Here is a 20,076-nt window from a genome sequence, read left to right on the forward strand (position 1 = left end):
CTGTAATCTGCTATAATACATAACAGCTAATTTAGGTTCCGAAGTAATTTTTTATTTTCAGTCCTACAAGAAGTGAAGAAAATAAGGAAAGAAAAAAAATGAACAACAAACTATTTATGGGTAATCTTGACTACTCAGTAACAAGTGAAGAGCTTAAGGCTTTTTTATCTGAGAAGTGGGAAGTAACCGAATGTAGAGTTATCGAAGGTAAGGGATTTGGTTTCGTTACTTTTGCAAGTGCTGATGCAGCAACTCAAGCAAAAGACGAACTCAATGACGCTGAATTCAAAGGACGTAAACTTAAAGCAGATTTTGCTAAAGAAAGAGAACGTACTGGCGGCGGCGACAGAGACAGAGGTGGCGATAGAGGCGGCGACAGAAGAGGCGGCGGCGGCTACAAACCAAGATACTAAATAGAGTAACTATCTAAATAATCAGGGATACAAACATCCCAAGAGAACCGCTCTCGGATTTTATTTCCAAGAGCGGTTCTTGCTTCATCCTCACCATGCGTAATAAAGACCTTATTGGGTTTATTACGCATGGTCGCTAACCACTGTAGAATCTCACTATAATCGGCATGAGCTGATGCCGTATCTAGATTTGCGATGCGAGCTTTAACATCATAGTCCTCACCATGAATCCTCACAGTTTTGGCTCCCTCAACAAGCTTGCGCCCCCTAGTGCCAGCAGCCTGATAACCAGCAAACAAGACTGTGTTTTTATGATCGCGCAAAAACGCTTTCATATGATGCAAGACTCTACCGCCTGATGCCATGCCACTAGCCGAAACAATCACAGAAGGATAAGGCTCATGATCTATAGCCTTGGATTCTTCCACGCTTTGGACATACTTTGCACTATCAGTAATGTCCTTACAATCATCAGCACTAAGTTTGTGTAATTTATGATGCTTGCAAAGAACCTCTGTTGCACGTATAGACATCGGACTATCCAAATAAACCGGAATATCAGCAATGATTTTTTTTGTTTTGAGTTGATGTAAATGATACAAAATACTTTGAGCTCTGCCAACAGCAAAAGCCGGAATAATTATAGAACCTCCCTTGGCTGTAGTTTTGTTTATGATCTCGCCGATTCGCTCTTGGATATCAACATCACCATGCAGACGATCACCATAAGTAGATTCCACAACTAAGCAATCAGCCTCTTGCAATGGAGCAGGATCACGCATAATCGGATCACCATACCTACCAAGATCACCAGAGAAAATTATCGAACTAGTTTCATCATTAATTCTCAAATAGGAGGCACCAAGTATATGACCAACTGGCTCGAAGTTAAAATAGATCTTCTCGTCAATATGATAAGTCTTAGAAAACTCCTTTTTCTTAAACTATTCCAATGCTTTGTATGCATCTTCCTCAGTGTAAAGTGGCAAAGCTGGCTTGTGCTTAGTATAGCCATAGCGATTAGCACGCTTGGCATCCTCCTCGTGAATATGCCCACTATCAGGTAACAGGATTGAACACAAGTCTGCGGTAGCTTCAGTGCAGTAAATAGGCCCCTTAAAACCACTTCTCACAAACAACGGCAAATATCCAGAATGATCTATATGAGCATGAGTTAAAAGCACTGCATCAATCGTTCTTGGATCAATCGGTAAAGAAGACCAGTTGCGCAAACGCAATTCTTTAAGCCCTTGAAACAAACCACAATCAACTAAGATACGCTTGCCTCTCGTTTCAATTAAGTATTTAGAACCGGTGACTGTACCAGTTGCACCCAAAAAAGTAATTTGCATTTAGAACTGCTCCTTTACACTAAGTTCTTTAAGTGCTAGTTGTCCGCCACGTGGATGTGCTGCTTTGATTGATTTGCCAACAGGAAGCAGCATGCCAATAATATGATCCTCTGGTAAATTAATAATCTCTGCAACAGCGGCTGGATCAAAACCAATCATTGGGCAGCTATCATAGCCCATGTCTTTTGCTCTTAGCATAATAGTTTGAGCTACTATTCCAGTAGATCTCATGGCTTCATCTCTTTGCAATTGCTCGTTACCTTGATAGAACTTGGTAATCATCGGCACCAAAAACTCTTGAGTTTCCTTGGGCGCATTTTGCCAATAACGCGCAGGCTCTTTATCCCAAGCCTTCAGGTCAGCACAAACAACAATCACAATAGAAGCATCAGAGACTTGGGCTTGATTCCAAGCAGCCTCTTTGAGTTTGTCTTTTTGTGCTTGATCCGTGACAACAACAAAACGCCAATTTTGGATATTAAAAGAACTCGGTGACAAAATCGCGGCAGACAACAATTGCTCAATTTCTTGCTCTGTCATCTTATGACCAGGGTCATAGGTCTTGACCGCTCTTCTTTGTTCTATGGCTTCAATTGTTTGCATAGTAATAGTTTAAAGCATTTTGATTACTCTTGAGGATTTTGGCAGCAATCTTGCGAGATTAGCGTTCTTCTATCGGTGAATCTCCGTTAGATTTAGCGTTTTTGGTTGCGGCCTCATCACACGAAACCTTAGGTTTCGAAAGAGGTCTAGTAAAAAACTTCGGCAAAAAACTCGCCAAAATCAATAATGCCACTGCCACAGATAATTTACCAATGAGATACTGAGAACCTTCTGAAGCTTCTTGCCCGACATAACCAAGATAGACATAAACAAAAGTCAACGGAGTCATAAATATAAAACTAGTAACAGCAAATGTCATTGCTGACATATTGGTTAAACCAAAAGCAAAATTGAGAATGGTAAATGGAAAGACAGGTAGCAAGCGAGCAAAAGCTAGAAAGCGCCAACCCTGCTCTTCTACCTTCGTCTTAATACTAGTGAGCATCGTTATATTTTGCTTCTCAACCCAATCACGGGCAACATAGCGAGCTACCAGAAAAGCCAAAGTCGAACCAATTGTAGCTCCTATCATAGTATAGACAGTGCCCCAGAGAGGTCCAAAAAGAAAACCAGACAAGATCGTCAAAATAGTGCCAGGGAAAAACACAACCGGTGCAATAGAATAAATTAGAATATAAACAAATGGTGCCCACAACCCAAGACCCAGAAGCAAAGCATCCAAGTTTTCTCTAGCAAGAGACTCTCTATTGACAAAACCCAAAATTGCAAAAACAAGGATAAACGAAACGAGAACTATTTTTTTCAAATCAAATTTCATTGTTTTGTTTGTACCCTCTTGTTGTCGACCTAGAACGACTTGGGAGCCCTCTTTATTAATTTATACAACTGAACCCTTGAGGAACTTCAAAGAACCGCTTAAAGACAAAACTAGAGCGAGTAAAAGTAGAGCATTAACAATATAACCGAGTATCGTCATTGAAACTCCAATAGCGGTAATATGAATCAACATCGCCAAACTCAGAATCACAAAACTAAGCACCGTCTTGAGCTTGCCCATCATATTGGCTTTGTCATATACCTCATGTTTTTTTAAATCCTTGAGTCGAATTACTGTAACAGCAATATCTCTACTAGCAAGAATCCCCACCAAAAGTGGATTCAATAATCCAGAACAAGAAAAAAATATCAAACAAGGAATGATCACTAATTTATCAGCAATTGGATCAAGAATTCCACCCATTTGTGATTCCTGTTCATATTTTCTAGCTATATAACCATCAAAATAATCCGTTAATGCAGCAAGAATAAAAAGTATCAATGCATATAGATATTGAGAACTTACCAATAGCAATAAAATAATCGGCGCAAGGATGATTCTAGAGATTGTTAAGTTATTTGCAAGCGACTTCATTAGCACAGTGTTATTTAATTATAGTCTCATCTAAACGAAAATTGTCCGATCCTGTAATAATTGGAATAATATAACTATAGCGTGATAAATATCCTGCCAGAGATGCCGATTATCTCTACTTATTACTGTAATTAGCCTCATCTAATGAGAGTTGATAAGTATTATTGCGTCCAAAATCTTCAGCTAAAGAATTGCAATTCAAGTCTCAGTCCAATAATACCTGCAACCGAAGCAGCGACTATACCACGAGGTCCAAACCAACCTATCAATAATCTCTCTTCAAATTTCATATCGCTTGCAACAGTAGCGAGCATAATAGAAACCAATCTAATAACAAAAACAACCAGAAAAATGACACTCCGCCTGAAAATTCCTACTCCCCGCTGCAAGCAGACGGGGTATCTACGGAATTTTCTGCCCTTCGGGCACCGGCTACGCGTCGTTCATCGCGCAGCTCATCCCCGAAGCAACTTGTTTCCTCAATGATCTTCGTTTCAAAGCCGAATAAGCTTCGGGGTATTCGCCTTGCTCAGAATAAAAACTAGATGTCTCCAACTAAGCATTTGCAAAATCTCAAAATTGATACTTGCGGAAAGCAGTATAAACACTAGTGAAACAGAGAAAATACTAATTGACTCTTTAAACTTTTTTAGATCTGTTAAAACCAACATTTGTTTATTCGCAAAATACATACCAAGTAGGGTTACAGCCAATAGTCCTAAACCGTTTTGAACTTGTTTTGAAATTATAAATATAAGCAAGATCGTAGCTAAAGCTATCAAAATCACATCAGAAGCGGATCTTACGCCACTATAAGTTATATATTGATAGACTATCGCTGTAATCAAAACTCCCAAGGGATCATTGATAATTGCTTCCCATTTAAGATATTGACTTAGTTTTTTGGGTAGATTCGCTTGCCTTACTTTCGCAAAGAGTCTAATAGGTAACCAAATTACCAGCAATTCTTGATTAAACTATTTTGAATGTAGATTTAGCTACAGCAATGATTCCTTAATTTTGTTTAATCAATAATTATTGCTAATCTCAAGGATTTTCAACAGTTAGAGTCTAGAATTTTCAAAAAATACGTGCAAAATCAACAGAGCAATCGCCCTGCAAAGAAATCAGCGCATAGCCTTATGAGCTGTTTGCAACGAGTGTTCCAGAAACTGGATCATATCTAATCTCAGGAGGATTCAGTAAGTATTTCAGTAAGTCCTCTAGCTCAAGAAATAAAATATTACGGATAGCAGCTCGAATTGAATCCCAGAAATTTTTCTTTGTTTCTTTTTTCTCTCTAAGTTGTCGATATTGTTCGTCACCAAGTTCATGGGCTTGATGATATAAATGAGCTAGTAGAGTAAGCTGAAAAAAATTAAATGCTAAATTATCTTCTCCATGTCCATAATTATGCTCAAGCTCATAATCATGATTCTTTAAAATATTAAATCCTTCATTCTCGACTTTCCATCTACTACGAGCTACTGCTACTAAATTTACGATATCTTCTTCAGCAAGCTCTAAATTCGTTACCCAGGTATTCTTGTAAGTTATCGTGCGAGTCTTTAAATCTGTAATAGTAAGACCAATGTAATTAGCATTAGTGGTCTCACCTGTTTTCTTGAAAGCAATCTCTGACGACCATTCATAGCGATAAAGTTTACCATTCTTGTTGATCTCTATTGTTTGAATTCTTCCTGCTTCTCTCCGTCTTTCTACTTCTTCTAAAAATCCTTTGTTGTAATCTGGACTAACAACCAGCATGAAATCATATTCATTCTCGGTTATCAAATCAATAAGAGTTTGCTTTGCGTACAAGCCATCTCCAAGAATAATCAAGCGATAATCTGGATAGTATTTTTTGAGTTTTGGAATCAATCTTTTAGAAGCATTGATCTCACAATCTTATTTTTTCTTTCCGTCCTCATTTCTGATTTCCTCTGGCATTAAAGGCAGTACCTCTTTGAGTTTTGGATTAACAATCGCTGGCACTAATACTTGATGAGAATAGCTTGTTGTTTTGTTGCGATGATTTTTGGTTAGACAATGCTTGCAATGCACCTTCCCAGAGCAATGATATTGAGATCCATCTATTAAACACAAATACTTACCATTGATTGAGAATTTTTTTAGTTCACCTGAGCTATTCAGCTTGCTGATTATGTTTGAGAATATTGGTGCAAAAGTATTAGGATTAATTTTATCAAGCATTGTTCTCAAGGTTGAGTCTGATGGAATATTTTTCACTCCAAATAAATTTCTCAAATTGGAACTTTGATGTTCGTCTTCCATTTTTCTTTGGAACTGCAACATTGATGCGTCTTGAAAAAACATCATTGCAAAATTTGAGATCACGCAATCTGAGATTCTGTAATCAATTCGTGTTTGGTCTCGAGAATCCTGACTATTAAGATGTTCTATTACTTCTTTAACTGAGTTTAAAAGAGACTGAAATCCAACTAAATTTTTGAGGCTCATACCTCTATTCACACATCTAGCTTCATAGTTGGCCAGACCTACATCCGTAAGAGTCCGCTAGTTGAGAATATTCTCATTAAGAATTGCTGCCAAATTACGAGATCCTATTATTCTCTTATACATTTTTTCATTATAGTCTTCTAGCATTCGCTTAGCAGCAAACTCAACACCATACCTAGCAATAGAGGCTTTCATCATTTTAACCCAATCGTTTGGTATGCCATTTCCATCCTGTCCATAATAAAGCGGAAGAATCTTACTTTCTAAAATATCATAAATCTCCTGAGATTCTTTTTGATTCATCTCACCAAGGTTGACTGATTCAATAGGAGTAATGGTGAAGCCAGCTTTGGGATCTTGCCCTTCATGCCACCAACCATCTGGCAATGAGAAGTTTAGGACTCCATTCATCGCAGCTTTCATTCCACTAGTACCACAAGCTTCTTTACCGAGAATCGGCGTATTGAGCCAAAGATCAACACCTTGAGTCATAAGAGCTCCCCAGTACATATTATAATTTTCCAAAAGAATAATTCGACCATAGAATTCTTCTTCAAGCATTGTTTCATAGATACTATGTATCAAATCCTTACCAACTCCATCAGCAGGATGTGCTTTGCCGGCAAAAACGATAGTAGCTGGTTTGTCACCACTGTTCAATATCTTTCTGAGTCGATCTTTGTCTGCCAAAAGCAAATCAGCTCTTTTATAAGAGGCAAATCTTCTAGCAAAGCCAATCAGTAAGCTATCTGTATCCAGTTTATCCGTGATAGTTTTGATCACACTCATTCCTATACCTTTGCGAGTATATTCATCAAGTATCTTGATTTTAAGTTCATCAATAAAGGTCTGTTTTTGATTTTGATGTTTTTGCCATATGACTTCATTCGGTAATTCAGTGACATGGGGATCCGAAAATAAACCCTTAATCTCCTTACCCATCCAAGTATCAACATGTACGCCATTAGTCACGTGACGAATAAAGCTTTCTTCAGGCACGATATGTTTCCACATATCACGACTAACTTCCCCATGCAATGCAGATACCGCATTTGCCATTATCGAAATTCTAAGTGCTAATATCGTCATGGAAAATTCTTGAGAGCCAGGTTCTGACAAACCTAGCTCAATAAATTTATCAAGAGATACGTGCATGGTATTAAAGAAATCACCAAAGGCATTCCTGATCAAGCTCAAATCAAACGCTTCATTACCGGCTGGTACAGGCGTGTGTGTGGTAAACATCGTATTAGATTTAATGGCTTCAATTGCAGTATCCAAAGAATAACCCTGTTGAGTTAATCTACGGATAAGTTCCACTGACATAAAAGCACAATGCCCTTCATTTAAATGATATACAGCAGAGTCAATATTAAGCACATCTTTAAGTAACCTAATTCCAGCAATTCCAACAAGCATCTCCTGTTGGATCCTAGTTTCGCGGTCACTGGTATAGAGCTTAGAACATATTGCTCGATCTTTCGCTGAATTTTCATGAATATCAGTATCAAACAAGAAAAGAGGGATTCTACCAACATGAGCAACTATCACTCTTGCCCAAACTTTACGTCCGGGAAATTCTACCGGTATTTTAACAGGTTCTCCAAATTGATTAAGCAATAATTTAAGAGGCAAAGTACTCCAATCCAAGTGAGGATAGTGCTCAACTTGCTTACCTTCACCATTAATCTCCTGGATATAGTAACCATTATTATAAAAAAGACCGATGCCAACCATATTCAAAGCCATATCTGAAGCTGCTTTGATGTGATCACCTGATAAAATTCCTAAACCACCAGAATAAATAGGCAAACATTCATGTATACCATACTCCATAGAAAAATAACTAATTACAGGTTTAGATCTATCAACTAATTCATGAACAAAAACTGAGCCCATATAATCCTTGAACTGTTTGTGAACAGACTTATACTGAAGCATAAATTCTTCATCAGCTTGTAACTCATGCAACTCAGCATAAGGCACGCTTTTGAGTAGCTTCACTGGATTATGATCAAAGTATTTCCAAAGATTGGGGCTAATAGATTTCAACATTGCCTTCGCTTCGTCATTCCATGACCACCAAAGATTCTGAACTATTGAATTCAAACCAGTAAGTTTCTCTGGCAAATCAATTTTGAGTTCTAAACAATGCAATGAAGGATTATTGGACCCCAATGTACAGTAACCATCCCTAAGCGGATTATTATTCATCAAATGCTGATCCTTACAAGCTAATGATCTATGATGTCCTTTTGCCAGTGCAATATCATAAGCTGAGACATAATTATGATAGATCTCACTCCAGTCAATAATTTCAGCAAGTTGCTCTGTCATTTTCAGGAGTTTAGCTTTATCACCGAGTCCTGTAAATAATGCCCTTTCTAAGATCTCAGACAACAAAGAAATAGCTTCATCATCAGCTCTATTTCTCCGATGTACCACTTTAACAAGTGTATCCCAGTCGTCATCCAAGGTTTCAATCCAATGACCAAAGCCAGACAGATCAGAAGTTACCGTAGGTACCCCCATAGCAATGCTTTCAAGCGGCGTATAACCCCATGGTTCATAGAATGACGGAAATAAACTAAGATCGACACATTGTAAAATATCATTGTAAGGAATATCCAAGATACCATCAGCACCATCAAAATACAATGTTGAAAAAACAACTTTGACAGGTGAAGCCTTTTCATCCAAACTCAATCGCTTACAAGTATTAATGATAGCGTCATGCTCTGGTTGATAAACCGAATTAAGCGCTATCGGATTTTTGGAAGAGTCTTCAGGTCTATTCCATTCATTGACATTAGCTTTGCCGTGATCAGCTGCAACAGCAAACAATACTAATACCGGAGGAATATCATTGCCTTTTCTTTTTTTGATGTCAGCGAGTGCCTCTAGAATAAGGTCATAGCCTTTATTTCTATATTCATAACGTCCCGAGCTTAACCAAATCTGTGTATTACCTGGCAATTGCTCTTCCAAAAATGCAGAACAAGTCTCTAATATCTTTGCTCTAGTTGCAGCAATGGTTTTTTTATCGTACTTTGGTAGATCCTTAAAGTTCAAACCATTATAAACAACCATATCTGGCTTTTGACCCAAAACTAAATATGCTTCTCTACTAGTGAATTCACTAACGGTTGTAAAACAATCAGCTGCCTTGGCTGCTGCTGCTTCAAGTGAGTGTTTACTTTTGACTCCACGTTCATGTGCCTTCTGGTTAACATTTTGAGAGAGTTCCATTTCATGGTAATAAAAAGGATTAGTATGCGCTATCGCTCTACCCAAGACTGTTGCGTGAGTAGTAAAGACGGTACCTACTCGCGGTAGATTCGTTTCTAAATAAAGTATCCCTGCTCCGCAAATCCATTCATGAAAATGTGCAACTGCATGATCCTTATATTCATCAAGTTTGTTTTTAACTATAAGTTCAATCGCTTCACCGCAGGCAGTAGAAAAAAGTACAGGTTCGATATAATCCCAACCACCTTCATAAGAATCTACTCCATAATGCTGCCAACCAGAATAAAGCAGCTTGTCTATATTAAATCTCTCAATAAAACCACCAAGCAAAATTAGTGGCGGCTTACCAGCCACATCCCATCTACCTATTCTTGTTTTGATCCCGGCACCATCTAAGATAGCCTTGATCTCCTTGAGAGATTTTTGCTCATCAGCTTCCATATCAACTTCAAGGAATTCATGAGTTTGTCCCAAATCTGGACCTAGAGTGAAATAAGCATCACCATACTCCTTTAATGCTTCTTCAACCTTGGTTGATATAACAGTATGAATGCCTCCAACTTTATTGCAAACTTCCCAACTTATTTCAAATACATACTGCATGATTTTTCCTCGTTATTTCTTCTACTAGAGTTTCCTCAAAATCTCTCAAAATATTTTGATAATTTATATAAGCCTCATAGGGGCTTTCGTATGGATTAAAATACTTGTGCACATCCCCGTCAGAGAACCACTTAGTACACATATAATAAAAATGGTCAGATGTTTGTAAAGATCTCCAGGTATTTAATAAATCCTTATTACCTGTTTGATATACCTGATCTTGCAAAGCAAAAACTGCATCAAGCGCATCCTCTTGCAAGTGATTGCCTTTCCATGCCGACAAATCTCTTTCCATATCCGCCCATGACATAAAATCTGGAACATCTAAAGTCCCCAAACCTGCATATTCCTTAGATACTTCTGAAGGTGTGCTAAATTTGAATTCTGGATGTTTAAAGATATAATCTGGCAAGACCTCCATGAAATTAAATATGCCCGTATCAGACCACTGATGTTCACCAAAAGTCTCATAATCCATAAATAGGTTAATTGTATTAGCCTTACCATCAAATTGATGTACCCAATTAGAGAATTTAGGCGCCGTAAGAGGGTGTTCTTCCCAAGCTCTGTTTGAAAACCTAAAAGCAATATCGTCTGCAAGACTATAGTTCCTTAATAAGACTTTAATCTCAGAATTTGGTGGATGATAGACGAAATTGGCATTACGCCAATCAAGTATTTTATCAGCACCCTCAGCAAGTATTGTTTTGTAGCCCAGTTCCTCAACGGTCTTGGCAAGATCATTGTTGTAGATCAACTCGGTATTTCTAAAAGTCGTAGGACGTTGACCAAATTCCTGAAAAATCAATTCTCTATGTTGTTCAACTTGTTTTATAAACTCCTCTTTTGAATAGAGATAAGCCAAACTGTGATAATAGGTCTCTGATATTAATTCAACACAGCCAGTATCAACCAGTCGCTTAAAAGAATCGAGTGTTTCAGGACTATATTTTTTCATCTGTTCAATTGCAACACCCGTTATAGAGTAAGAGATACGGAATCTGCCTTGATGACGCTTAATCAGGCTGAGCATTAATTCATTTGTTGGTAGGTAGCACTTCGCTGCCACTTTTCTCATGATTGTTGAATTAGCTTCATCATCTTCATAAAGATGAGAGTTGCCAATATCAAAAATCGTATAGTTGCGCAAACGCTTGGGTTGATGAACTTGAAAATAAAAACAGATACTTGGCATTAGATTGATCTCCTTGGTTTATAATAATGAGCTGTATAGCTCTATGACTTGCTTTGCAGAATTCTCCCACTGTATATTTTTTAGCTCTTCAGCTGCCTGAATATAAAGCTCTTTCTTTAACGCAGGATATCTAATCACGCCGCAAATCTTATTTGCAAGTTCATTAGTATCCCAAAAATTAACTTTGAGTGAATGAGACAAAACCTCTGCCACTCCTGATTGCTTAGAAATGATAACTGGAACATCAAACAAAACAGCCTCCAATGAAGATATACCAAAAGGCTCTGAGACGCTAGACATTACATAGACATCAGTCGAAGCGAATAATTCTTCTACTTCAGGTCTATCAAGAAATCCAGTAAAATGCACATTTCTTGATATTCTCAGTTGGGCAGCTCTTTCTATCAAACGGTTAATCATATCTCCGGTACCAGCAATAATGAATCGTACAGTTGGATCTATTTTTAAAACCTTGGCAGCAGCTTCAAGAAAGTAATCTGGTCCTTTTTGAAAAGTTAATCTACCCAAAAACAAGACTACTTTTTCATTTGGCTTTTTTTTGAATTTGAACTTGCTTTTGACTACTTTTGTTTTTGATACTGCGTTATGTACCACAACTATCTTCTCTGGATCTATATGATAATTATCAACAATATTTTTTTTGGTTAAATAACTAACTGCAATAATTTTGTCTGCAAGTTCTAAACCTCTCTTCTCAATACCAAAAATATCAGGGTTGACATTCTTGCCACTTCTATCAGTTTCTAATGCGTGCACATGGTAGATAAGAGGTTTATTACTAACTGCCTTAGCTTCAATTCCTGCCATCACTGTAAGCCAATCATGGACATGGATGAAGTCATGTTCTACTTCCTTGGCAATAATTCCTGCAACGTAAGCATAACGCAATACTTCACTGATTAAATTTGGTCCATAATCACCAGAAACACCTAGCTTATAAAAATGATCTTTGTCCTGCAGATGATAATTTTGCTCTAGCAATTTTTCGATAAGCTTAACGTAGCTCAGTTCATTTAAGTAAGGACTCAAAGGGCTATCTATTTGATAAATTCTCGCAAGTTCGGAATAAGACTCTTCTTTTACTGTTTCAGCAATTGTGCTCTTGGTCTCAATATCATGACTACTAACCAGCTTAAGGTGTAAATCTGCTGCTGGTTGTGATTTTAATTTAGGTAAAACAAAAGTTATGTCAATTCCAGCTTGATTTAATGCCTTAGTTAGATCATAACAGGCAACACCAAGTCCTCCACTAATATGTGGAGGAAATTCCCAGCCATACATTAGTACCTTGTAACCCATTTGACTTTATCCTTAACGCTAACAAGTATAACCTATCTAATCTTACTTAATGTTAAAGAAGTCAAAGATGAGCCGACAAACTAGCCAGAAGAACTGTCTGATAAGAATCATCAAATAAAAACAAAATTGGTGATTTGAAAAGCTCACAAAAAGAGCTAAGTGCATATAGTATTAGTTTATGTCAACAATATTAGAGAATACACAATTGATTAATCACACTGCTCCCAAAATAAATACTTTACTTGACCATGAATGGCTTGATACCAATGGGATAGGTGGCTATGCTTCAAGTACTATCGTCAATTGTCATAGCCGTAAATATCACGGACTCTTGGTTGCAGCATTAAAAGATACCAGTGATCGTTATGTATTTTTATCCAAATTTGATGAAAGACTTGACTATGATGAGCAGAGCTATCTACTCAATTTTCATTATTACAAACCTGGTGTTTTCATTCCCTTTAATGAAGAAGAGATGCTTCCTATGAGTTTTGATTTTGATAAACAGAATCAATGGATCTACAAGCACAAAGATTTTCACCTTGAAAAAGAGTTGCAGATGGTCAATGGTGAAAATACCGTCTTGCTTAAATATAGTATCAAAACAAAGAAAAAAACCTATCTGCAATTAAGCTCAATCTCAAACCCTTGCTTGCATATAGAACTTTTCACGGCAATAGTTACCAGAATGATCATATAAATCTCGATTATGCACATGGTGATAATTACTGTTCAATCAGTCCCTATCAAGGTTTGCCAGAGATCAAGTTTAATTTCAACAACAAAGCTGTGATTTCTCCACATCCATTTTGGTATAAGAATTTCCTCTTTAAAGAGGAAGAAGCAAGATCTTATGATGCTAATGATGATTTGGCTTGCCCTGCCAATTTTGAATTTGAACTCAAAGCAGGAGAAGATCTTTATATCTCAATTTCTGTTGAAGATAGTGTTACCGAAGCTAAACAAGCTTGGCAAGAGGAAAGCAAAAGAAGAGAAAGATTCTCAAATCAACTTAAACAAACTAACAAAATCAAAAGTCTATTTAATGGCTCGCAAGACTTTATTGCAACTTTAAATCACGCTGCACAGAAATTCATCATTAAGCCAAGTTGGAATTCTACTGATGATGCTGACGAGTATTCTATTATTGCTGGCTATCACTGGTTTGGAGAGTGGGGTAGAGACACAATGATCTCTTTACCAGGCTTGTTACTTGATACAAATCAAGATGATATTTACAAAAAAATCCTAAGACGATTTTTAAATTACCAGCAAGATGGCCTGATTCCTAATATCATTGGTAGTCCTCCTGCCTACAACAGTGTAGATGCTTCACTATGGTTATTTTGGGCAGTTCAACAACTGGAGACAAACACAGGCTCTAATAAATGGATCAAACAAGAATTCTGGCAAGATCTGAAAAACATCTTCACTGCTTACTCAACAAGCAATACTGATAAATTAAGATACCAAGAAAATGGCTTGATTGAATCCGGCAGCAAACAAGACTCACTTTCCTGGATGGATGCTTGCCTAGATGGTAGCTCTGTCATACCTCGCAGCGGAGCAATAGTGGAAATTAACGCTCTTTGGTATAATGCCGTCTGTTACACAGAACAATTAGCTAAGTCATTCAATGATCCCATCGTTGATAAAGCAGCTGAAATCAAAACAAAAATAGAAGAATCTTTTACTAAGACTTTTTATATACCAGAGAAAAAATATCTAGGTGATTTCTTCAATGAAGCAAAATTAAACCAACAACTTAGACCAAATCAGCTATTAGCCTGCTCACTTCCCTTCTCACCAATCGATATCAAGATTGCTCAAGAGATAGTTGAAGCTTGTACCCAAAAGCTCCTCACTCCCTTTGGGATGCGCACTCTTGCGCCGGATGATGTAAATTATCAAGGGCACTATCAAGGAGATACCCATAGTAGAGATCGAGCCTATCACAACGGCACCGTTTGGCCTTGGCTTTTGGGTCCTTATGGTGAAGCTCTATTACGAACCAGCTCTAACAAAACTCAGGCGAAAAAAACTATCAAAGAAATCATTAGCAACTTTGAACAACATCTCAGTGAATCTGGAATAACTTCAATCTCTGAAATTTTTGATGGCGACTTACCTTACCAAGCAAGAGGCTGCATTGCTCAAGCTTGGAGTGTTGCAGAGATTAGACGACTAGCACTCCTAGTCTCGTAAGAACTACTCATCAAAAATGATAACTATCTGGCTCAAGAATTTTTCTAGTAGCTACCTTGATAGCTTTGATTTTATTTCTAGCTGCAGCTTTCCCTAGTTCAACTAAACTATCAAAGTCATCAAATCCAAAGTTGGAATAAGCACTGGTATTAGGGTTAATAGCAATATCTGCTTTAGCCGCTTCCATACTAGATTCAGACCATGACAATAAATCCCAAGAATGATTAATGATACTACCAAGATTGATACCTTTGGTTAATTCGAAAGTATTTTGCAAGTCATAAAGAGCACCATCAATATCACCAACGAGACATGCTTGTGATTGTGTGTCACACGAAAAAATACCTTTGGCGGTTGTTGCATTTACAGCAATTTGCAGTGAACATTTTCTCTTGCGTAATAATCCTACTGGCACCTTACTGGTTAGAGCACCATCGACTAAGACCTTGCCATCTTTGATCAGAGGAGGAAAGATACCAGGAATTGCAGAAGTAGCCAAGGCTGCATCTCTCAACAAGCCTGAATTAATAATATGCCTAGTGGCTTGCCCAAGATCCGAGCTTACAACTTCAACTGGAATAGTTAAATCTGCAAAAGTTGTATCAGAAAAAACTCGTTCAGCTGTTCGTCTAATCTTGTCTCCTCTAAGCAAGGACTGTCTTGGAAAGAAGGATATGTCTTGAACTTTGCGTTTGGCTCCGATCGCTTCTTTGATTAATTCAGTCGTTTTGTAAGCTGATTGAGTTAAGGAATATGCAATTGCTACAATACCTCCAATACTTGTACCACTAATAAAATCTATCGGAATATCCTCGTCTTCTAGTATTTGTAAAACTCCCAGGTGAGTAAAGCCTCTTGCCGCACCCGAACCCAATGCCAGCCCCACTTCTTTTTTAATAGCAAGTCTTACCATGCGACCAAAGTCTTGATTTGATTTAAGCTTGTAGCAATGTTCGGCGTCACCTGACTGCTCATTGATAGACAGAAAAAAGGTTTTCGGTTTTTTATAGCTAGTCTTGAAGACTTGATAATCCTCATAACAATCAACAAAAACAATACAGTCATGCTCATTGAATAAAGCTGCAAGTTTTGCAAGATTAGAACTATTCAGTGAAACGACTAAAGGGTGACCGATAGGACCACATTCCTTCCAGCTTTGTATTTCTTGATCAATACTTTCAAGATCAGAATCTTGATCATTTATAAATTTGGTTTTACTACAAGCTTGCCGGATACCTTCTTGAATTTGTTTTACATGAGCTCTTAGTTCTTCATTATTCTCTTGAAAAACAAATACTGAGACAAAAGAATTGAACTTAGTTAATTCAAGCGGAGATTTGTATTGGAGCCTCGTCGTCAGGATTCTCATTAGAGCTTCATGAAGCTCAGGTTCATCTTCAAGGATTTTCCGAAAGCTTTCATGACTGATTGAAATAAGTTTCGAATCTTCAGCAGCTTTGATCTGTGCAGGGATGTTGATATTAGCAATCAACGCAAGCTCTGATAACACACTACCTTCTTGAAAAATCAATTCAGATTGCGAAGCATGTGCTTTAGCTGATAATTTGGCAATTAATTTACCTTGAACCAAAACCAGAAGAGATGCAGAATCCTCAGCTTCTTCTATAATTATTGATTCTTTGGGATAGTCTTTAATCTCAATATAGTTCTTTAGCGCATTAATCTCTTTTGCACTTAATTTTGAAAAAAAACTTATATCCTCCAGCTCTAGCATTAATCATTTATAATACATAATTAAGCGGGCAATAAGAGCTATTTTGTGATTTCAAACAATTTTTCAAGAAAGATAGAACAGATTTGGGGCTAGCTCCAGGTACTATAGTCATAAGTGAACACGATAAAGAGCTTGATTTTTCAAGTCTTTCAGTATCTAAAATCAATTATAACGAATCCTTCTTTGACAAAGAAGTTATAAATAAAATTCCCGAACTTGAACAATCATTTACTAATTTCAAAGACGATCAGATAACTTGGATCAATATTGATAGCTCAAAAGCAAACATAGTAAAAAAAGTAGGCGAAATATTAAAGATACACCCTTTGGTTCAGGAAGATATAGTGAACACCCATCAGGTTCCTAAAATTGAAAATTGGGATGATTACTTGTACGTTGTCATAAGGATGTTTTACTATGACAAAGAAAAAAAAGAAACTAACCATGAACAAATCAGTTTTATATTAGGTGATAATTATTTAATAAGTTTTCAGGAAAAACCTGGAGATGTATTCAATAATGTTCGTTCAAGAATTGAAAATACCAAAGGTCGCATTCGAACAATGCATGCTGATTACCTTCTCTATTCACTACTCGATTCAATTGTAGATCAATACTTTACTGTTATTGATAAATTTAGTGAGTTGGCAGAAACCATTGAAGACCAGCTTGAAAATAAATTAAATAATGCAAATCTAAAAAGAATTCAAAAGCTCAAAAGAGAAATTTTGTTCAATAGAAGGTATATAGTGCCAACAAGAGAGTTGATTAGCTCTCTAATTAAAACTGAATCAACTCTAATTAGCAAAGATCTACTTCCTTTTTTAAATGATTTATATGACCATGCTTTTCAAGTTAATCAGTCTTTTGAAATGCTGAGAGAATTTATAGTTAGTATTATCGAAATTGCACATTCTAATTTGAGCAATAAAATGAATGAAATTATGAAAGTACTTACTATGGTATCTACTGTTTTTATTCCGATTACTTTTATAGTAGGTGTTTATGGAATGAATTTTGTAAATATGCCAGAGCTTTCAATTCCTTGGGCATACCCAGCTGTTATTGCATTAATGCTGTTGATAGTCGTAGCTATGTTTATTTACTTTAAAAAGAAACATATGCCTAGCAATGAGCGATCGTGTGGCTAGAACGTGCCAGTTTGTGGCTTCATTCTTAGGTTAATGGAAGATCTTCACTCTAAGTCAAGTTTTAATTAGTTTCTTACTTATTCTCAACTATCCGGAAATTCCAGATAGTTCAAAACTGTTGACTTCTCACCACCAAAGTCAACGAAATGGGTACTTTTGTTGACTTTATAAACTATTCTAATTTAAAACCTAATAATATCAATGGTTTTTAGCTCATAAGATTTATTGACTTTTGCAGCACAAAGTCAACAAAAGTACCCATTTCGTTGACTTCTGCCAATTCAAGAGCTAAAATACAGATCAGAGGTTTAAGACACTAAATGGAAATAGGGAAATTAAAAAAACAAACTCAAGGCTATAACGCATTTATTCTCAATAAATTTCCGCCAAAAGAAGGTTTTGAATTTAACAACAAAATCATCAAAAAAGCAAGTCAAGCAAACTTGCTACTAGGAAGACTTGATGGAATTACTCAATTACTTCCCAATATAGATTTTTTCTTATTCATGTATATTCGTAAGGATGCTGCATCATCAAGTCAAATCGAAGGTACTCGAGCAACTATGCTTGATGCGATAGAAGCCGAATCTAAAACTTCACAAAAGTTACCTGATGATGTTAATGATATTTTGCACTACATTAGTGCCTTAAATTATGGTTTAGAAAGATTAGGAGAATTTCCACTCAGTCTTCGCTTTATAAGAGAAATTCACGAAGAGTTAATGAAAGATGCAAGATCCACTCATTTCTCCGATCCTGGAAATTTCAGGAAAAGTCAAAATTGGATAGGAGGTACAAACCCTAATAATGCTGCCTTTGTGCCACCGCCGCCAGAAGATATGCACAATGCTTTAAATGATTTTGAAAGTTTTTTAAATTCAGAAGATGAACTTTTACCAGTGATTAAAGCTGGTATTCTTCATGCTCATTTTGAAACAATTCACCCATTTCTTGATGGCAATGGTAGAACTGGAAGAATTTTAATTACCTTATTTTTATGGCTTGAAAAATTACTTGATAAACCTATACTGTTTCTCTCTGCTTATTTCAAAAAACATCAACAGCTCTATTACGATAAATTATCTCAATATCATTCAGAAGAAAGTAATATCGAAGCATGGTTAGAATTCTTTTTGGATGGAGTAATCGATGTTGCTAAGGAATCAATCGAAACCGTTAAGCAAATTAACATACTTCGAGATGAAGACATGGCAAAAATCCATAGCTTAGGAAAAACGGCCTCGGCTAGTGCATTACAAGTATTACCAGAGCTTTATAAACTACCAATAGTTAATGTCCATACGATTCAATCTTGGACTGGCTTTACAAAGCAAGGTGCTCAAAATGTTATTGATCGATTTATAGAGTTAGGTATTCTGGAGATAAAAGATCAAAATGTAAGTTATGACAGATCCTTTATATACAGACGTTACGTTAATATTTTTAGCAATTAATCAATTGAGAGCCGATCTCTCACCTGAAAAGCTCTAAATTAACTGCGCACTTTCTGCCATTTGAGAGCTTTGCGGAATTTAGCCTTAAAAGCTCTCTTTATTGCAGCTCTCTAGTGTGTTTGTTTTTAAAGATCCCCGCTAAACGCGGGTAATTCGCTTGAAACCCAATCGGTGGAAGGGATACAGCTTTAATGGCGGACGGGGAGGGATTCGAACCCTCGGTAGCTTTCACTACGACAGTTTTCAAGACTGCTCCGATAAACCGCTCTGGCACCCGTCCACTCAGTATTGTACTGGATCAGGGGTTAAATGACCCCCTTAAATCAGATTCTTTAGCTAATTTTTTAGAAATTAAAGCAAATCTATTGATATATCTAGACATTCGGGCTTAATACCAGAGGTTAAATGACCCCTTTCGTTTGACAAGCAGCTTAGTTATCATTAAAGCCATGAGGTCGAAACACAAAATCAACTATGCTGATTCTGATAAATTCAAAGCTGAATTAACTAAATACTGTGGATTGGTATTAGCCACACCCTTTGCTGGGACCTGTTACATTTTTTAGCTAATGAAGCAGCAATGAATCTATTTTGGATTCACTGGAATACTTATTGCGCTATTTATGTTTGGCAGGATGATCTTCTTGTTTGAAGAAGATCCTAGCAAGCGTCCCAAAAATAACATAAAACATTCATTGCGAGTTTTATTCTTAGACGGACTGATTAAATAAATCCAAAAAAGCTTCTAAGAGATGAGCGATATATTACTAAGATTTATGTCTGAATATCAAAATGACATTATTGGATTCACTGGAATACTTATTGCGCTATTTATGTTTGGCAGGATGATCTTCTTGTCTGAAGAAGACCCACAAACACGACCAAAGAATAGTCTCAAATACGTCTTGAGAGTTGTATTCCTGGACGGTCTAATCAAATAAAC

17 protein-coding genes, 1 tRNA gene and 1 pseudogene are annotated in these 20,076 nt (G+C 36.8%); 6 read left to right on the forward strand and 13 right to left on the reverse strand.

The window, feature by feature from the left end; genetic code table 11:
* Window positions 1-98 precede the first annotated feature (98 nt).
* Complete coding sequence (locus O3C63_00970; protein MDA0771494.1) at window positions 99-413, forward strand: RNA-binding protein; 315 nt, start codon at window positions 99-101, stop codon at window positions 411-413.
* Here the strand turns inward: O3C63_00970 and O3C63_00975 are convergent.
* From O3C63_00975 to O3C63_01025, 11 genes and pseudogenes are all read right to left on the reverse strand, one after another.
* Window positions 410-1,765: pseudogene (locus tag O3C63_00975) on the reverse strand (MBL fold metallo-hydrolase). The gene O3C63_00970 and the pseudogene O3C63_00975 sit on opposite strands and share 4 nt — an antisense overlap.
* On the reverse strand, window positions 1,766-2,368 hold the full coding sequence (locus O3C63_00980; GenBank protein MDA0771495.1) for a nitroreductase family protein: 603 nt from the start codon (window positions 2,366-2,368) through the stop codon (window positions 1,766-1,768).
* Window positions 2,369-2,426: 58 nt separating this feature from the next.
* Complete coding sequence (locus O3C63_00985; GenBank protein ID MDA0771496.1) at window positions 2,427-3,146, reverse strand: TVP38/TMEM64 family protein; 720 nt, start codon at window positions 3,144-3,146, stop codon at window positions 2,427-2,429.
* 60 nt (window positions 3,147-3,206) lie between these two features.
* Complete coding sequence (gene pgsA / locus O3C63_00990; protein MDA0771497.1) at window positions 3,207-3,740, reverse strand: CDP-diacylglycerol--glycerol-3-phosphate 3-phosphatidyltransferase; 534 nt, start codon at window positions 3,738-3,740, stop codon at window positions 3,207-3,209.
* 179 nt (window positions 3,741-3,919) lie between these two features.
* Window positions 3,920-4,054 carry a hypothetical protein gene (locus tag O3C63_00995; protein ID MDA0771498.1) on the reverse strand — a complete coding sequence of 45 codons (135 nt, stop codon included), beginning with the start codon at window positions 4,052-4,054 and terminating at the stop codon, window positions 3,920-3,922.
* Between the two features lie 180 nt (window positions 4,055-4,234).
* Window positions 4,235-4,705: a hypothetical protein gene (locus tag O3C63_01000; GenBank protein MDA0771499.1), complete on the reverse strand. Its 471-nt coding sequence runs from the start codon at window positions 4,703-4,705 to the stop codon at window positions 4,235-4,237.
* A 175-nt stretch (window positions 4,706-4,880) separates the two neighbouring features.
* The gene (locus O3C63_01005; GenBank protein ID MDA0771500.1) at window positions 4,881-5,621 is read right to left on the reverse strand and encodes a hypothetical protein; all 741 of its coding nucleotides are present in this window, start codon (window positions 5,619-5,621) and stop codon (window positions 4,881-4,883) included.
* A 27-nt stretch (window positions 5,622-5,648) separates the two neighbouring features.
* Window positions 5,649-6,221, reverse strand: a complete 573-nt coding sequence (locus O3C63_01010) for a hypothetical protein (GenBank protein MDA0771501.1) — start codon at window positions 6,219-6,221, stop codon at window positions 5,649-5,651.
* A 57-nt stretch (window positions 6,222-6,278) separates the two neighbouring features.
* Window positions 6,279-10,073: an alpha-glucan family phosphorylase gene (gene glgP / locus O3C63_01015; protein ID MDA0771502.1), complete on the reverse strand. Its 3,795-nt coding sequence runs from the start codon at window positions 10,071-10,073 to the stop codon at window positions 6,279-6,281.
* Complete coding sequence (locus tag O3C63_01020; GenBank protein ID MDA0771503.1) at window positions 10,057-11,268, reverse strand: glycoside hydrolase family 57 protein; 1,212 nt, start codon at window positions 11,266-11,268, stop codon at window positions 10,057-10,059. Before O3C63_01020 ends, glgP begins: the two co-directional genes overlap by 17 nt.
* A gap of 18 nt (window positions 11,269-11,286) precedes the next feature.
* Window positions 11,287-12,588 (reverse strand): glycosyltransferase family 4 protein, encoded by a 1,302-nt coding sequence (locus O3C63_01025; protein MDA0771504.1) that lies wholly within the window; start codon window positions 12,586-12,588, stop codon window positions 11,287-11,289.
* Window positions 12,589-12,766: 178 nt separating this feature from the next.
* Between O3C63_01025 and O3C63_01030 the strand changes: the two genes are divergently transcribed.
* Together O3C63_01030 and O3C63_01035 are read left to right on the forward strand one after the other, a co-directional pair.
* Entirely contained in the window at window positions 12,767-13,288 is a 522-nt protein-coding gene (locus O3C63_01030; protein MDA0771505.1) for a glycogen debranching enzyme N-terminal domain-containing protein, read from the forward strand.
* The gene (locus O3C63_01035; protein MDA0771506.1) at window positions 13,237-14,793 is read left to right on the forward strand and encodes a glycogen debranching enzyme N-terminal domain-containing protein; all 1,557 of its coding nucleotides are present in this window, start codon (window positions 13,237-13,239) and stop codon (window positions 14,791-14,793) included. The genes O3C63_01030 and O3C63_01035 overlap by 52 nt, the downstream gene beginning before the upstream one ends.
* A gap of 10 nt (window positions 14,794-14,803) precedes the next feature.
* Here O3C63_01035 and O3C63_01040 read toward each other — a convergent pair whose 3' ends face one another.
* Window positions 14,804-16,528, reverse strand: a complete 1,725-nt coding sequence (locus O3C63_01040; protein MDA0771507.1) for a cyclic nucleotide-binding and patatin-like phospholipase domain-containing protein — start codon at window positions 16,526-16,528, stop codon at window positions 14,804-14,806.
* A gap of 83 nt (window positions 16,529-16,611) precedes the next feature.
* On the opposite strand from O3C63_01040, the gene corA reads away from it, so the two are divergent.
* Window positions 16,612-17,679 (forward strand): magnesium/cobalt transporter CorA, encoded by a 1,068-nt coding sequence (gene corA, locus O3C63_01045; protein ID MDA0771508.1) that lies wholly within the window; start codon window positions 16,612-16,614, stop codon window positions 17,677-17,679.
* 320 nt (window positions 17,680-17,999) lie between these two features.
* Entirely contained in the window at window positions 18,000-19,133 is a 1,134-nt protein-coding gene (locus O3C63_01050) for a Fic family protein (protein MDA0771509.1), read from the forward strand.
* A 192-nt stretch (window positions 19,134-19,325) separates the two neighbouring features.
* On the opposite strand, the gene O3C63_01055 is transcribed toward O3C63_01050, so the two are convergent.
* A tRNA-Ser gene (locus tag O3C63_01055) sits at window positions 19,326-19,413 on the reverse strand.
* A gap of 496 nt (window positions 19,414-19,909) precedes the next feature.
* Here O3C63_01055 and O3C63_01060 point away from each other — a divergent pair.
* Window positions 19,910-20,074, forward strand: a complete 165-nt coding sequence (locus O3C63_01060; GenBank protein ID MDA0771510.1) for a hypothetical protein — start codon at window positions 19,910-19,912, stop codon at window positions 20,072-20,074.
* Window positions 20,075-20,076 lie beyond the last annotated feature (2 nt).

This window comes from Cyanobacteriota bacterium (genome assembly GCA_027618255.1).
Lineage (GTDB): Bacteria > Cyanobacteriota > Vampirovibrionia > LMEP-6097 > LMEP-6097 > JABHOV01.